This window comes from Rhodococcus sp. BP-160, assembly GCF_019836205.1.
Classification (GTDB): Bacteria; Actinomycetota; Actinomycetes; order Mycobacteriales; family Mycobacteriaceae; genus Rhodococcoides.
In genome coordinates, this window is record NZ_JABUEK010000001.1 from 1,089,279 (window position 1) to 1,104,098 (window position 14,820).

Below are 14,820 nucleotides of genomic sequence, written 5' to 3' on the forward strand. Positions count from 1 at the left end.
TCTAGAATGGGTGCATGCCGAGACCGCGCGAGTTCGACACGGACACTGTGCTCGCGGCCGCCGTCGACACGTTCGTCCGTCACGGTTACGCCGGCGCGTCCGTCGATCAGATCCTCGACGCCGTCGGCATCCGACGGGCGAGCCTCTACAACGCGTTCGGAAGCAAGCGCGGACTGTTCCTCACCGCACTGCGCTCGACGCACTCCACGATGCCTCTGCTTCTCGTCGCTCTCATGGATCTGGCCCCCTCCGATCCCTCGGTGAGGCAGGAGATCCGCGAGAAGTTGGTTGCCGAGAACATCGACGCACGGGCACTGGGCGACGCGATACTCACGCGCGCCTGCATCGAGAGAAAGGGCACAGCATGAACACCGTGACCATCGTCGACGGCCGACTGGTCGTCGAACCACGCGGCCTCGACAAGCTCTGGAGCTTCACGCGCCGACTCGACATTCCGCTGTCCGAGGTGAAGGGCGCCACCGTCGACACCGGTGTACGGAGTGAGCCCAGGGGCATCAGGGCTCCGGGCCTCTCGATACCGGGAAAGTACGCCGGCACCTTCCATCGTGACGGCGAGAAAGTGTTCTGGAACGTCGGGGACCCGGTGCGCAACATTGTGATCGAGCTCGACGGCACCGGACGGTTCGATCGACTCGTCCTGACGGTGGACGATCCGACCCGAACGGAGAACGCGGTCAACGCCGCACTCGCGACCTAGTTCTCACAGGTCCGCCCATGCCTCCGGATTGACGGCGTGGGGCGGCATCGTGCCGGCGGCCATCGCGACGGCGTTCTCCGCGCACAGACGCGCCATCTCGCTCCGCACCGACACCGTCGCGCTCCCGACGTGCGGCAGCAGCACGGTGTTGGCCAGCTCCGACAGGCCGGGTGCCGTGGCCGGTTCGTCCTCGTAGACGTCGAGCCCCGCACCGGCGATCACGCCGTCCCGCAACGCCTCCACCAGAGCGGACTCGTCGACCACCGGCCCGCGCGCGGTGTTCACCAGAATCGCGGAGGTCTTCATCGCGCCGAGAACCCGAGCATCGACGAGGTGGTACGTCGCCTCGGTCAGCGGAACGTGCAGGGACAGGAAGTCGCTCGTCGCCACCAACTCGTCCCACGAGACGTGCTCGACGCGACCGCCGAACTCGTCGAGCTCCGCATCGTCGACGGGCCTGTCGGACGGGGGCCGTGGGCAGAACCGCACCGTCATACCGAATCCGAGAGCGCGCCGCGCCGTCGCGCGAGCGATGCGCCCGAATCCGGCCAGTCCCAGCACCCGTCCGGACACGTCCGTGCCGAGCATCAGGTCCGGTGCCCATCCGGTGAACTCACCGGCGCGCACCGTCCGGTCCGCCTCGAGCGCCCGACGCGCGGTGGCCAGCATCAGCAGGAGAGCGATGTCCGCCGTGGAGTCCGTCAGGACGCCCGGAGTGTTCCCGACGACGATGCCTCGGACGGTGGCGGCGCCGACGTCGATGTTGTCGACACCCACCGCGTAGTTGGAGATCCCACGCAGCCGCGCACCGGCGAGCAGTGCGCTGTCGAACCGGTCCCGGAGCTGGGCCACCACCACGTCGTAGTCGCCGGAGGCGCATCGCTCCGCCAGCGCGACGTGATCGAGCGCGATCACGTCGACGTCGGCGGCGCGGCGCAGAATCTCCATACCTGGTTCGGGAATCGGCAGGGTGACCAGAATCCGTGTCATGCGTCGTGCTCGCTCTCGTTGCGTCCCAACAGTTCCCGCAGTACTTCGGCGGTGTGCTCGCCGAGGTCCGGTCCGAGCGATCGGATGGGAACGGACGCGTCGCCGATGACGGGCACCACACCGACGAAACCCACGTCCACCGGAGTCTCACCACCGACGTCCACGGGGAACGTCTGAATCATGTTGCGCGCTCGGTACTGTGGATCCCGCACGATGTCGGCGGCCGTGTAGATGGGCCCCGACGGCACACCGGCCCGATCGAGCACCGCCAACGCCTCGTCGCGGGAGTGCAGCATGGTCCAGGCGGAGATGGCCGCGTCCAGTTCGTCCCGACGTCGCCAGCGGCCGGCGTTGGCGGACAGCTCGGGATCCGCGCCGAGATCCGGCCGACCGATCGTCTCCATGTAGCGCTGGAAGATGGCGTCGCCGTTGCCGGCGATGATGATCGAGTGACCGTCGTTGCACGGGTACGCATTCGAGGGCGCGATGCCTTCCATCCGCCCACCGGTGCGTTCGCGTTCCACTCCGTAGGCGAGGTAGTCGGGTACCAGCGATTCCATCATCGACAGAATCGACTCGTTGAGCGCGACGTCGATCGAGCGTTGCTCGAGCGAGAGCTCGCTCGACGCGGTCTGGCGTCGGAACAGAGCCATGACACAACCGAAGGCGGCGTAGAGGCCGGCGATGGAGTCACCGATCGACACTCCGACGCGAACCGGTGGTCGGTCGGGGTCGCCGACGAGGTTGCGAAATCCCCCGTAGGCCTCCGCGACGGCGGCGAAGCCCGGACGCTCGGCCATCGGACCGGTCTGCCCGAAAGCGGAGATGCGGGTGATGATGAGATCGGGGTTCCTCTCGCTCAACCGCTCCGGCGAGAGTCCCCATTTCTCGAGAGTGCCGGGCCGAAAGTTCTCGAGCACGATGTCGCACTGCGCGGCGAGATCCAGCACGTCCTGCCGCCCCTGCTCGGTGCGCAGATCGAGCACGATCGACTTCTTGTTGCGGTTGATCGTCCGGTACAACATCGACGTGGTACCGGAATAGAGACGCCAGTTCCGGATCTCGTCGCCGGTGCCGGGTCGCTCGACCTTGATCACCTCCGCGCCGAAGTCCGCGAGCATGCGTCCCGCGGTCGGCGCGGCGATGTAGTTGCCGAGCTCCAGCACTCGAATGCCGGTCAGCGGTAGCGACATGGGGTCCTCTCCGTCAGTCCCGGTCGTCCGGGCGCACGTCCTGCTCGGGATACCGGTCCATCAGCATCCTGTGGACCGCCGGGTTCGCACCCTCGAGCACCCGGCCCGCGAGTCGCCCGAGCTCGAGTGCGTCCTCACGACCGAGGCGGTCGACGACCAGTTCTCGCACCTGCGCGACGTGACCGGGAGCCGCGCGACGAACGATCTCCATGTGGTCGTCGGTCAACGTCACCGCGGTCTGCCCACCGGGGCCTCCGCGTGGCCCCCGTTCGACCCACCCCCGCGACTCCATACGCGTGAGTGCGTGGGAGACCCGAGAAAGTGATCCTGCGGCGAAGGCAGCGATCTCACTCGTCGGCGAACTCCGACCAGGCGACTCGGACAGACCGGCCAGAAGCATGTATTCGAAGTGGTTGACCCCCGCGTCGTTCTTCAATTGCGAGTTCAGTACTGCGGGGAGCGCCTCGAGGAGGCCTGCGACCGCGAGCCACGCGCGTACCTCGTCGGGTCGCAGCCACTCGACGTCGTCGTTCACGCACCCAGCCTAGGTGTCGTGAACCTTCGCTACCCTCACTTGAAGGTTCAACTCGACGACACCACAGAGTGTTGACACTTCACTACATCGGCAGAACGGCACCAATGCAGATCGGGATCGGCAACTTCGTGTCGGCCGTCGTCGAGTACGACACCGGCCACCGCGTCACCGCTCGCGAGCGGGTGGCGCATCTCTTGGACGGACCATGCTGCGGGGCATCGAGTTGCTCGGCACCGAGGTCGCGCCGCTGGTGAAGGCACGCGTGAGCGATCGCCTCCGAGCATCACGACCGGAGCGCCTCCGCCAGCATGGGCACCACGGTGTCGAGTGCGTACTGCAGCGAGAGCGCCGAGTTGGTGGAGTAGGACTTCGCCACCGCCGGGTCGTCGAACACGATCGCATGTCCCTGCGCCACGGCCGGGATGCTGCGGAACAGCGGGTTCTGCTCGATGTCCTGCGCAGTCTTGCCGATCGGAAACATGACGACGAGATCCGCGTCGAGCAGACCCAGCTGCTCGTCCGCGATCGGTACGGAGAACCGCACCGGGGTCATCGATGCGATGGTCGGGTTCTGCCGGAACCCGAGCCGCATCAGGAACTGCACCCGCTCGCTGTCCTCTATGTAGGCGCCGTAGCCGGTTCCGCTGAGGGCGCCCACCGTCACGGTCTTCTCTGCGAACTCCGGATGGTCCGCAGCGGCCGTGCGGAAGCCGTCGTCCAGCCCGGCGATCAGCTCGGCGCCCTTCTCGGGCACACCGAGCGCCGCGGCCACCATGGTGACCTGATCCTCGTAGGACGTCGTGTAGTTCTCCGCACCCTCCGGGATGCCGACGGTCGGCGCGATGGCCGCCAGCCGGTCGTGCCGGCCGACGTCGCCCGAGCTCTTGGTGTCGAGGATCAAATCCGGCTCGAGTGCCGCCACGGCTTCGTAGGACGGTTCCAGGGTTCCGATGATCTCGGGTGGTGTGTCGTAGAGACCCTCCGCCCACGGACCGACGCCCTCTCCGCCGAAGTCGAGCCAGTCGCTGGCACCGACCGGCTGGACCCCGAGGGCCAATGCCGTCTCCGCGTCCCCCCACCCCAGCGCCACGACGCGCGTCGGCGCCGACTCGAGGTCGACGGCGCCGAACGCGGTGTCGACCGTCGCTGGATAGACGCCGCCGGCCGCCGTCTGCGCCGCGTCGCGGCCGTCCTCGGTGGCGGCCGACGAGCACGACACGGTGAGGGCCACCGTCGCGACGAGTACAGGGATCAGTCGCCTCACGGGCGCACACACGGTGAGAAACATTGCGTTAGCCTAACCTCACCTGAGGCCCACGGGCGCACTGCGATCCAGCTCACAATCTGCATCACCGCAGGTGAGACCCGTTCTCGACTGGTCGCCGAAAAATATCTCGGCAGATCGGTAATGAAATTCGGGATGGGCGCGATTCAGTAGACATGAGCATTGCAACCGACTTCGCCACCGCAGACGTCACGCGCAACCACGGTGCCGACACCGCCCACGACATCGACTCCATGCACGACGAGATCGAGCGTCTCGACGCCCAGATCCTGACCGCAGTGGCACGACGCACCGAGCTCACTCGCACTGTCGGCATGATGGAGCCCCGCTCGGCCGCATCGTCCGCACGCGAGATGTCGGTGCTCCAGCACTTCGGTGATCTCGGCCGCGAGGGCCGCACCCTCGGCATGCTCCTCCTGCGCATGGGCCGCGGACAGATCGCTCGCTAGTCCCGCCCGCGGTAGAACTACCGCATGGTGTGGTTCGTTCTGGCGGCGGCCGTGGTGGCCGAAGTGTCCGCCACCCTGTCGCTCAAAGGTTCCGAGACCCGTCCCGTCCTCTATGTCGTGGTGATCTTCGGTTATCTGCTGGCCTTCGTCGGACTCGCGTCCGTACTGCGCCGCGGTTTGGCCCTCGGTGTCGCCTACGGTATCTGGGGAGCAAGCGGTGTCGCTCTCACCGCCCTTCTCGCGTCAGCGCTCTTCGGTGAACCGCTGACCATCGTGATGGGTCTCGGAATCGGACTGGTCATCGTCGGTGTACTCCTCGTCGAGACCGGGTCCCACCCCGCAGAGCGGGAACCGTGATGCAGTACCTCTTCCTCCTCGGCGCCATCCTCCTCGAGGTGTCGGCCACGCTGTCGCTCCGCGTGGCGGCCACCGGACACCCCGCGTTCTACGGGGTCGTCGCTCTCGGCTATCTCCTCGCGTTCGTCGCCCTGCTCGGTGCGCTCCGTTCGGGTCTGGCCCTGGGAGTGGCCTACGGCATCTGGGCCGCGTCCGGAGTCGCCCTCACCGCCGTGGCCTCCCGGTACCTCTTTCGAGAACCCCTGACCCGCCGCATGCTCGGCGGGATCGCATGCATCGTCATCGGCGTCCTGCTCATCGAACTCGGTGCCGCGGCCGCTCGATGAACCTGCCGAGCAGTCAGTGACCGGTGACGTCGAGTGCGGCCCGGACGATCGAGTCGGTGTCGATCTGATGGTGGCGGTACACCTCGTCGAGTGCGCCGACCTGACCGAACTCACTCACCCCGAGAGACGTGGACGGCACCCGGTTCACCGTCGCCAGGAACGCGAGCGTGTGGGGATGACCGTCGAGGACCGTCACCATCGGCGTCGCCCGCTCTGCCGGCAGCAGATGATCGAGAATCCACGACTCCGCCTCGAGATGCCCCTGCCGTGCCTGCACCGCCCGATACAGCTCCCCCGGACTCGTGACGCACAGGACGTCGGCAGCGAGCCCGATCTGTTCGAGCCGCTCCGCCGCGGCGAGGGCCTCGGTGACCATCGCGCCCATCGCCGCGATGGTCACCACCGCACCGTCCCGCCGCACCAGCGGGTATCCCCCGGCGACCACCAGCCGCCGTCGGCGCTCCCGCGCCGCCGGATCCGCCGGAACGTTCGCCAGCGACTGATCGACCGGCCTGGTCGACAGGCGCAGATACGCCGACGTGCCGCCCGGGCGCCCCAACCGTCCGATCGCCGCCAGCAGCGTCCACTCGACGTCGATCGCGAACGCCGGTTCCCAGCTCACGCACCCGGGCTGCTCCAGACCGATCGACGGGGTCTTGATCGACTGGTGCGCACCACCTTCCGCCGCCAGGGTCACTCCCGAGGGGGTGCCGACGAGGATGGACTGTCCGCCTGCGTAGATGCCGTACGACCACGGCTCGAGCGCGCGCTCGACGAACGGGTCGTACATGACTCCGATCGGGAACAGCGGCTCTCCCCACCGGCTCCACGTCGCACCGAGCTCACCCATCAGTCCGACGAGGTTGGTCTCGGCGATGCCCAGTTCCATGTGTTGCCCCGTGGGGCTCTCGCGCCAGTGCATGATCGTCTCGGCGTCGTCACCGAACCAGTCGTGGCGTTCCGAGGACGACCAGACGCCGACCTTGTTCACCCAGCCGCCGAGGTTGGTGGTGGAGCTGACGTCGGGACTGACGGTGACGACCCGCCGCGCGGCGTCCGGAGCCGCTCTGGTGAGGTCGAGCAGGACGCGACCGAGCGCGGCCTGTGTCGTCGCCGTTCCCTTGGGCGTGCGCCCGATGTCGGTGGGCACCGAGGGAGGCTCGGCCGTGTGTATCGGTTCCCGGCGCAGCCGGTCCGCGGTGTCCGCGCACACCCGCCCGGCCGGACTGTCGTCCGAGAATCGTGCCAGGGCGCGTCGGGGTCGGTGCCCAGCGCGCCCGCGAGTTCGGCGTACTCCTCGACCGTCAGCAACGACGAGTGATTCTGCGGATGACCCTGCGTCGGCAACCCGAAGCCCTTGACGGTGTACGCGATGATCACGGTGGGACGGGTGTCGTCGATACGGGCGAACGCGGCGCGCAGTGCGGCGAGGTCGTGTCCGCCCAGGTTGCGGACGGCCTCCGTCAGAGCGGCATCGTCCAGATCGGCGACGAGGGCACGAATCCGTTCGGCACCGGGCCCGGCGCCGGGCAGTCGGGTGCGCAGTTCGTCCGCCGTGCAGCGCAGGAGGCGTTGGTACTCCGGGTTGGGCATGTCGACGATGCGTTCGCGCAGGGCCTCGCCGCCGGGACGGGCGAACAATGCGTCGAGAAGGGTGCCGAACGAGACCGTGACGACCTGCCAGCCGGCGGCGTCGAACATCTTCTCCAGCCGCCGCGCAGCGAAGTTCGGCACCACTCGATCCAGCGATTGGCGGTTCAGGTCGACGATCCACACGATCTCGCCGAGGTCGGCGATTCCCGGGTCGATCACCGCTTCCCACACCGCGCCCTCGTCCAGTTCGGCGTCGCCGACGAGCGAGTACTGCCGCCCCCGGAATCCGGTCGCTGTCCGGGCGTCGTCGTGCGCGTCACCGAAGGCGGCGTCGACGTAGCGGCGCGACATCGCGCCCCAGATCGGTGCGGTCGCTCCGATTCCCACGGACCCGGTGGAGTAGTCGACGGTGTCGGGGTCCTTGGCGCGCGAGGGGTAGGACTGCAGCCCGCCGTAGGACCGCAGCGTCGTCAGGTACTTCTCGTCCAACTCACCGAGGAGGTAGTTGATCGCGTGCAGCACCGGAGACGCGTGCGGCTTGACCGACACCCGGTCCCCGGGCTGCAACTGTTCGAACCACAGGGAGGTCATGATCGACACCATCGACGCGCACGAGGCTTGGTGGCCTCCGACTTTGAGTCCGCTGGGGTTGGGCCGAATTCGATTGGCGTAGTGGATCATCGAGGTCGACAGCCACAACACACGCTGTGCGATCTCCTCCAGGGTCTCCACCGCCTGTGGCGCTCGATCGTCGACATGCTCGTTGCTGGTCATGGCGCTTCCCCCTCAGGACGTCATCTCCGGCTCGATGCTTCGCGGAGATCCCCAGGTGACCACGGTCTTGCCGACTGCGCAAGATCCGGCTCCGCGACCGAGCATTCTGCGCACAGCACCGCATGTCGTCGTGGGTGTTCCGAGCGTGTCGACCACTCGGGTGACCGGCGACACCCGGTGAGTGGGCGCCCGTGTTCGAGGACACCGGCCGGATGTGGTGTGCGGAGCCGACGGACGGGTACACGATGAACGGCGAGACACACCCTCAGCTGCGGTCCACGAACCGGTTACACGAACGCAGCGAAGGACGCCCCATGGCATCGAACTCGGCCCGCGAGCCCCATCCACCAGACGAACGCGTCATGGGCGCCCTGCGGTCCGGACGCACTGCGGAGACATGGCTGGCCGCGTGCGTGCAGTGGTGCCGGGCGGACGGAGCCGCCGTGGTGGCGGAATCTGCGGCCGATGCCGACGTCCGGCTCGTCACGTACGCGACGGACGACCTGGCGGAGCGGCTGGCCGACCTCCAGTACCTGCTCGGCTGCGGACCGCACACCGAGTCGATGGCGGGAGCGGGACACAGCCGACTCGATGTCGAGGACCCTGACCACGGCGTCCGCTGGACCACTCTCGTCGACGAATTGGCGACCCTCGGAGTCGTCGAGGTCGCGACGTTCCCCATCGGTGCACCCGCCACCCCCCTGGGAACGCTCCAGATGTACTGGCGTGGTCGACGCCGCAGCAGCACGCACTCCGACGCCGCCATCGCAGCGCTCGTGGAACGTCGCCCGGAGTTGCTGGCGCCGCGAGTTCCCCTGTGCGACGACCTGGACGGAGACACTGTCCTCACGGCCGTCGACGGCGGGCCCGACCACGGCTTCGACCTGTCGACCGTGCACCTGGCGATCGGCGTGGTGGTCGCGCGGCACCACCTCGGCGTCCAGGCAGCGTCGGCACTGCTTCGAGCACAGGCCTACAGCGCTGGGACCACGGTCACCGAGCAGGCTCGACGGGTGCTGGACGACCAACGAGGCTGACGACCGTCGTCGCCGACACCCACTAGGCTCCCCTTCATGCTGTCGAGCGACGTCCCCACCGCAGTCGGACTCACCACAGCGGAAGCGGAGACCCTCGCATCGCAGGGTCGGTCCAACGACGTGCCGGCCCGCTCCTCGAGGTCGGTCGCAGACATCCTGCGCGGCAACATCTTCACGCGCATCAACGCGATTCTGGCGGTACTTCTCGTCATCGTTCTGTCGACCGGATCGATCATCGACGCGATGTTCGGTCTGCTCATCGTCGCCAACAGCGGGATCGGCATCATCCAGGAACTGCGCGCGAAGCGCACCCTCGACGCGCTCGCCATCGTGGGCCAGAGTCGGCCCCTCGTGCGACGAGACGGCCGTGCACGGGACCTCGCTCCCCACGAGGTGGTGCTCGGCGACGTCGTGGAACTCGGTCCGGGCGATCAGATCATCGTCGACGGCGACGTGATCGAGGCGGACTCGCTCGACGTCGACGAATCACTGCTGACGGGTGAGTCCGACTCGATGACCAAGACCCCGAGCGACTCCGTGTTCTCCGGGTCGTTCGTCGTCGCCGGCCGCGGGGCCTACCGCGTCACCAAGGTGGGGAGGGAAGCGTACGCGGCCCAGTTGGCCGAGGAGGCAGGCAAGTTCACGCTCATCGACTCCGAACTCCGGTCCGGTATCGACCGCATCCTCCGCCACATCACCCGGGTGATGGTCCCGGCCGGCATCGTCATCGTCGTCAACCAGCTCGTCGTCACGGGCCAGCCGCTCGGCCCCGCGCTCAACGGCATGGTGGCGGCGCTGGTCCCGATGGTGCCGGAAGGACTGGTCCTGCTCACCTCACTGGCCTTCGCCGTCGGCGTGGTCCGCCTCGGACGTCGACAGTGCCTCGTGCAGGAGCTTCCGGCGGTCGAGGGGCTGGCCCGTATCGACGTGGTGTGCGCCGACAAGACCGGAACGCTGACCGAGAACGCGATGGTCATGTCGGACCTCCTCGTGCTGTCGGCCGAGTCCGACGAGGACGTCCGGCGCGACCTGTCCGCCGTCGTCGCCGACGACGATCGACCGAACGCCAGCATGATCGCCGTCGCCGACGCGCTTCCGACCGCGCCTGCCCGGACGGCGTCCGCGCGGGCTCCGTTCTCGTCGGAGAAGAAGTGGAGCGGAGTCTCCTTCCCCGACGCGGGCAACTTCCTGATCGGTGCTCCGGACGTGCTGCTGGACCCGGTATCGGAGGCCTCCGCACGCGCCACCGAGCTGGGTGCGGCCGGAAAGAGGGTGCTGCTCTTCGCCACCAGCGACCTCCCGATGGATCACGCCGACGCGCCGGGTGTCGTGACGCCCCGAGCCCTCGTCGTGCTCGAGCAGAAGATCCGGGCGGACGCCGGCGACACACTGAACTACTTCGCGGATCAGTCCGTCCAGGTCAAGATCATCTCCGGCGACAACGCGGTGTCCGTGGGCGCGGTGGCCGGGTCGCTCGATGCTCTGCCGTCGGGCGATGCGGTCGACGCTCGCAGTCTCCCGTCGAACACGGACGATCTCGCGGACACCATGGAGCGTCACGCCGTGTTCGGACGGGTACGCCCGGAACAGAAGCGGGACATGGTCACCGCCTTGCAGAGCCGTGGTCACACGGTGGCCATGACGGGTGACGGCGTCAACGACGTTCTCGCACTGAAGAAGGCCGACATCGGTGTCGCCATGGGCGCGGGGAGTCCCGCGGCGCGGTCCGTGGCGCAGATCGTGTTGCTGGACAACGCCTTCTCGACGCTGCCCCACGTGGTGGCCGAGGGTCGACGAGTCATCGGCAACATCGAACGGGTCTCCACGCTGTTCCTCACCAAGACGGTCTACTCGGTGGTGCTCGCGGTCCTCGTCGGGCTGTCCGGCCTGCTGTCCCTGGTCGTGAACGTCGACCCGCTGCCCTACCCGTTTCTTCCCCGCCACGTCACCATCGCGGCGTGGTTCACCATCGGCATTCCCGCGTTCCTGCTGTCGCTGGCGCCGAACAACGAACGGGCCCGCTCCGGCTTCGTCCCTCGGGTACTGCGCAAGGCGGTCCCCGCCGGACTGGTGGTGGGTGTCGCCACGTTCGCGACCTATCTCGCCACCTACGACGGACCCGATGCCTCGCGGGTGGACCGGATCCAGTCCAGCACCTCGGCGCTCATCACTCTCATCGTCGTCGCGATGTGGGTCCTCGGGACGGTGGCCCGGCCCATGCAGTGGTGGAAGGTGACGCTGCTGACCGTGTCCGTGGCGGCCTACGCGGTCATCTTCACCGTGGCGCCGCTCGCCCGCTTCTTCGAGCTCGATGCGGGCAACGTGTCCTACACCGTGCTCGCCTTCGTCTCCGCGGCAGTGGGTATCGCAGTTCTGGAGGCGGTACGCCCCGCCATGCGGCGCCGCGCGGCGTAGCGCGCACAGCACCGCGCGCCGCGCATGATTGGCGACGACGGGAATCGGGCATTTCACAGGTGTGCATTTCACGCCGGCCCGGGTCGAGCGCATCGTCGCAGTGGTGCCCGCCCACAACGAGGACGCATCGCTGTCGGCGTGCCTCGATGCCCTGCGCACCGCTCGCACGCTGTCGCCGGTCCCCGTCCGACTGGTGGTGGTGCTGGACGCCTGCAGTGACCGCACCGCGGAGGTGGTGGGTGGGGGCGTCCGGTGCGTCACGACGGACGTCGCGAACGTGGGAGCTGCACGGGCCCTGGGGTTCCGGTCCGAGACGTCGAGCGCCGGATCGTCCACCTGGTACGTCAACACCGACGCCGATTCGCTGGTCGACCCCGGCCACTTCCGATCGATCGTGGCGTGCGCTGCGCAGGCACACGTCGTCCCCGGACCGGTGCGCGTCGACGAGGGCCTGCGCGATCCCGTCGTGCTCCGGCGATTCCGGCGCGACTACGCGGACCGTGAACGACGCGGTCTCCTGCAGGTCCACGGAGCCAACCTCGCGGTGCGCGCCGACGCCTACCGTGCGGTCGGCGGATTCCGTGCGCTCGCCGTCCACGAGGACGTCGATCTGGTCGAGCGACTCGGACGCCGGGGGTACCGCATACGCCGCACCGGGGCTCCGTGCGTGACCACGTCGGCCCGCACCAGTACGCGCACCACAGGTGGTTTCGCCACGTTCCTCGACGAGATGGCGACTCCCGTCACCGCCTGATCAGTGTGCGCCGGTACCCCGCGTGAAGACGTCGACGAGAACGTCGTCGTCGCGGTACTCCGCCCGGAGGAGCAGGTGCGGTGACGCGCGGAACGCGGTGTGCACCTCGGCCGCAGTGCTCGGGTACTCCGGAACGTCGTGGCGCCAGTGCGCGACGCACACGGTTCCGCCGGGCTCTGCCGCATCGACCGCCTTCGACACCAGAGCGTCGAGCTCCGTCCGGTGGACGTAGTAACACATCTCGCTCAGCACGACGAGATCGAACTGCTCGTCCGGCCACCCGTCGTGCAGCGACTCTCGGCGGAACTCCACGTTCGGAATCCCACGCTCCCGCGCGCGACGCAACGGTGCCTCCGCGATGTCTGTGGAGAGCAGGCGATCGGCTCGGCCCGCGATGAGTTCGGACAGAACTCCGACGGAACACCCCGGCTCGAAGGCCGAGCGGTACCGCTCGTTCGGAAGCATTGCCATCGTGAGGGCGTACTTGCGTCGCTCGTACCACCGGCTCTCGAACCCCCACGGGTCCGGATCGGCCTCGTACATGCGCTCGAAATAACTCGCCGGGACACCTCCGGCCTGCCCGCCCGATCCCGACCGGCCTCCGGCCTGCCCGCTCACACGAACACCGTCTCGTGAGAACGCAGGAGCCGCTCCAGAACCCACGGCGGGAGGATCTCGTCCTCGTTCCCGTCCCGAGTCGTCTGGCTGACGAATCTGCTCACCGCTACCTCCTTGCGCGCGATCGCGTCCGCGTCGAGCGTGATCGTGCGGGCCGACTCCCAGTCCACGGCCTCGTCCCCCGGTTCTGCCCAGTGCCACATCCACACCGGGTACTCGACGAGCGTGCACCCGTTCCGGCTCGCCGCCGCGGCCGACGCGCGCCCGACCGCTTCGTGATCGGGGTGGCCGTCGCCGCGCAGCGTCGTCGCGCACCACACCGTCGTACCGCGCCCCACGGTGTCGAGCACGTCGACGAGAGCGTCGACGAGAGCGCGCTCGTGCTCGGCCACCTGTCCGTCGGGCAAGCTCAGCCGACGGATGTCGACGATACCGAGATCCACGAGCGCCGAGGCACTCTCGGCTCTGCGCACCGCTTCCAGGTCGGCGCGCGACCGCGCGGGCGTGGGGGTGTGAGACGCGCCCCCGTCGGTGACGGCGACCACCGTCACCGGAACACCGGATGCGGCCAGCATCGATGCCCAGCCGCCCAGACCGAGGACCTCGTCGTCAGGGTGCGGAGCGACGAGGACCAGATGCGCCAGCCCGTCGTGGACCAGGTCGGGGTACGTCGGACCGTTCTCGCGCCACACGGACTCCGGCGTTCCACGCTGTGCCACCGGGCGTTCCGCGAACCTGTCCACACTCACGATGCGGAACCCGACGCCGCGACCGCCCGGCCCAGGTTCTCCAGATCGACCTCGGCGTGGCTCTGGCGAAGATACGTCGTCAGGTCTGCCACCCGGCGGGAGTGCTCCGCGTCCAGACCGAGGGGTGCCGCACCCAGCGCGCGGCCGACCCGGTCGAGAACTTCGGTGCAGGCCCGCTCCACGATGGCGCGAACCCGCATGGCGCGGACTCTCGCCTCGTCCAGAGCCAGAGGGTCTCGGTCCACCTCGCCGGCAGCGACGTCGAAGGTGTTGACACAGGCCGTCAGTGCCGCGTCCACTGCTCCGAGGTGCGCGAGCGCATGCGGTCCGGCCCGGTCCGCAGCGGCCCGGCGGTAGAGCGGGTCGGCGACGGCGAGTGCCACCCCGAACCAGCAGGCGGCCACTCCGATCGCCCCGTGCCAGAATCCGGCACGCGCGGTGTAGTCACCCGGTTGCCCCACTGCGACCGCGGACGTTCCCGCGAGAGACACTGCACCGGAATCGCTCTCGCGCATTCCCGTCGCGTGCCACGTGTTCGGTTCAGGGGTCACGGTGCCGCTGTCCAGCGCCACGGCGAACAAGGCGGAGTCCTCCCCCGCCCGTGCGGTCACCAGCGCGTGCGAGCAACTGTGGGCGCCCGAGCACCACATCTTCCGGCCGGTCAGCGACCAGGAACCGTGCGAGTCGGAGACCGCGTCCACCGGCGGCGGCGTCTCTGCGGCCCACACTCCCCACATCTGCTCGGACGAGGTCGCGGGACCACCCAGCTCCGCGCAGATGGCGACGGCGTCGAAGTGGGCTTCGAGCAACCGGCCGACCACCGCGTCGTCGCGGCACCACGCGGCCAGCAGATCCCAGCGTCGCCTGGTCGCACCGGACCCCGGTAGCGGGATCTCACCAGCGGACGCGATGCGGGACCGTACGGCCGCGGCGACACCGGGGTCGAGATCGTCCGTACTCACGTGAGTTGCTCCTGTCGTCGTTCCGCGGGGTACCCGATCGGCGTCAGGCCTACGCAGACCGGTCG

The 14,820-nt window shown here is 68.6% G+C and carries 15 protein-coding genes and 1 pseudogene; 8 read left to right on the top strand and 8 right to left on the bottom strand.

Features of this window, described 5'->3' with window-relative positions; all coding sequences use genetic code 11:
- Positions 1-14: 14 nt before the first annotated feature.
- Together HQ306_RS05130 and HQ306_RS05135 are read left to right on the top strand one after the other, a co-directional pair.
- A complete protein-coding gene (locus tag HQ306_RS05130) occupies positions 15-368 on the top strand; it encodes a TetR/AcrR family transcriptional regulator (protein ID WP_222627968.1) in 354 nt (117 codons plus the stop codon).
- Positions 365-718, top strand: coding sequence for a hypothetical protein (locus HQ306_RS05135; protein WP_222627970.1), 354 nt, complete (start codon positions 365-367; stop codon positions 716-718). Before HQ306_RS05130 ends, HQ306_RS05135 begins: the two co-directional genes overlap by 4 nt.
- A 3-nt stretch (positions 719-721) precedes the next feature.
- On the opposite strand, the gene HQ306_RS05140 is transcribed toward HQ306_RS05135, so the two are convergent.
- The 4 genes from HQ306_RS05140 to HQ306_RS05155 form a co-directional block, all read right to left on the bottom strand.
- Positions 722-1,708: a D-glycerate dehydrogenase gene (locus HQ306_RS05140; RefSeq protein ID WP_222627972.1), complete on the bottom strand. Its 987-nt coding sequence runs from the start codon at positions 1,706-1,708 to the stop codon at positions 722-724.
- Positions 1,705-2,901 carry a CaiB/BaiF CoA-transferase family protein gene (locus HQ306_RS05145; RefSeq protein WP_222627974.1) on the bottom strand — a complete coding sequence of 399 codons (1,197 nt, stop codon included), beginning with the start codon at positions 2,899-2,901 and terminating at the stop codon, positions 1,705-1,707. The genes HQ306_RS05140 and HQ306_RS05145 overlap by 4 nt, the downstream gene beginning before the upstream one ends.
- A gap of 13 nt (positions 2,902-2,914) precedes the next feature.
- Positions 2,915-3,436: a MarR family winged helix-turn-helix transcriptional regulator gene (locus tag HQ306_RS05150; protein WP_222627976.1), complete on the bottom strand. Its 522-nt coding sequence runs from the start codon at positions 3,434-3,436 to the stop codon at positions 2,915-2,917.
- Positions 3,437-3,719: 283 nt separating this feature from the next.
- On the bottom strand, positions 3,720-4,700 hold the full coding sequence (locus HQ306_RS05155; protein WP_308115495.1) for an iron-siderophore ABC transporter substrate-binding protein: 981 nt from the start codon (positions 4,698-4,700) through the stop codon (positions 3,720-3,722).
- Between the two features lie 176 nt (positions 4,701-4,876).
- On the opposite strand from HQ306_RS05155, the gene HQ306_RS05160 reads away from it, so the two are divergent.
- The 3 genes from HQ306_RS05160 to HQ306_RS05170 are packed head-to-tail and all read left to right on the top strand — an operon-like array spanning position 4,877 to position 5,853.
- Positions 4,877-5,170 (top strand): chorismate mutase, encoded by a 294-nt coding sequence (locus tag HQ306_RS05160; RefSeq protein WP_222627980.1) that lies wholly within the window; start codon positions 4,877-4,879, stop codon positions 5,168-5,170.
- 24 nt (positions 5,171-5,194) lie between these two features.
- Positions 5,195-5,527: a multidrug efflux SMR transporter gene (locus HQ306_RS05165; protein WP_222627982.1), complete on the top strand. Its 333-nt coding sequence runs from the start codon at positions 5,195-5,197 to the stop codon at positions 5,525-5,527.
- Positions 5,527-5,853, top strand: coding sequence for a multidrug efflux SMR transporter (locus tag HQ306_RS05170; protein ID WP_222627984.1), 327 nt, complete (start codon positions 5,527-5,529; stop codon positions 5,851-5,853). Before HQ306_RS05165 ends, HQ306_RS05170 begins: the two co-directional genes overlap by 1 nt.
- Positions 5,854-5,866: 13 nt before the next feature.
- Here HQ306_RS05170 and HQ306_RS05175 read toward each other — a convergent pair.
- A pseudogene (locus tag HQ306_RS05175) lies at positions 5,867-8,220 on the bottom strand (pyruvate dehydrogenase).
- Positions 8,221-8,534: 314 nt separating this feature from the next.
- On the opposite strand from HQ306_RS05175, the gene HQ306_RS05180 reads away from it, so the two are divergent.
- The 3 genes from HQ306_RS05180 (at position 8,535) to HQ306_RS05190 (ending at position 12,426) form a co-directional block, all read left to right on the top strand.
- On the top strand, positions 8,535-9,257 hold the full coding sequence (locus HQ306_RS05180; protein WP_222627986.1) for an ANTAR domain-containing protein: 723 nt from the start codon (positions 8,535-8,537) through the stop codon (positions 9,255-9,257).
- Positions 9,258-9,293: 36 nt separating this feature from the next.
- Positions 9,294-11,672 (top strand): HAD-IC family P-type ATPase, encoded by a 2,379-nt coding sequence (locus HQ306_RS05185; RefSeq protein ID WP_222627988.1) that lies wholly within the window; start codon positions 9,294-9,296, stop codon positions 11,670-11,672.
- A 61-nt stretch (positions 11,673-11,733) separates the two neighbouring features.
- The gene (locus HQ306_RS05190; protein WP_222627990.1) at positions 11,734-12,426 is read left to right on the top strand and encodes a glycosyltransferase family 2 protein; all 693 of its coding nucleotides are present in this window, start codon (positions 11,734-11,736) and stop codon (positions 12,424-12,426) included.
- Here the strand turns inward: HQ306_RS05190 and HQ306_RS05195 are convergent, their stop codons facing one another.
- The 3 genes from HQ306_RS05195 to HQ306_RS05205 all read right to left on the bottom strand — a co-directional run bounded on the left by HQ306_RS05195 (position 12,427) and on the right by HQ306_RS05205 (position 14,755).
- Positions 12,427-12,969 carry a trans-aconitate 2-methyltransferase gene (locus HQ306_RS05195; RefSeq protein ID WP_222629241.1) on the bottom strand — a complete coding sequence of 181 codons (543 nt, stop codon included), beginning with the start codon at positions 12,967-12,969 and terminating at the stop codon, positions 12,427-12,429.
- Positions 12,970-13,040: 71 nt separating this feature from the next.
- Positions 13,041-13,793: a PIG-L family deacetylase gene (locus HQ306_RS05200; RefSeq protein ID WP_308115494.1), complete on the bottom strand. Its 753-nt coding sequence runs from the start codon at positions 13,791-13,793 to the stop codon at positions 13,041-13,043.
- Positions 13,790-14,755: an acyl-CoA dehydrogenase gene (locus tag HQ306_RS05205; protein WP_374197696.1), complete on the bottom strand. Its 966-nt coding sequence runs from the start codon at positions 14,753-14,755 to the stop codon at positions 13,790-13,792. The genes HQ306_RS05200 and HQ306_RS05205 overlap by 4 nt, the downstream gene beginning before the upstream one ends.
- Positions 14,756-14,820 lie beyond the last annotated feature (65 nt).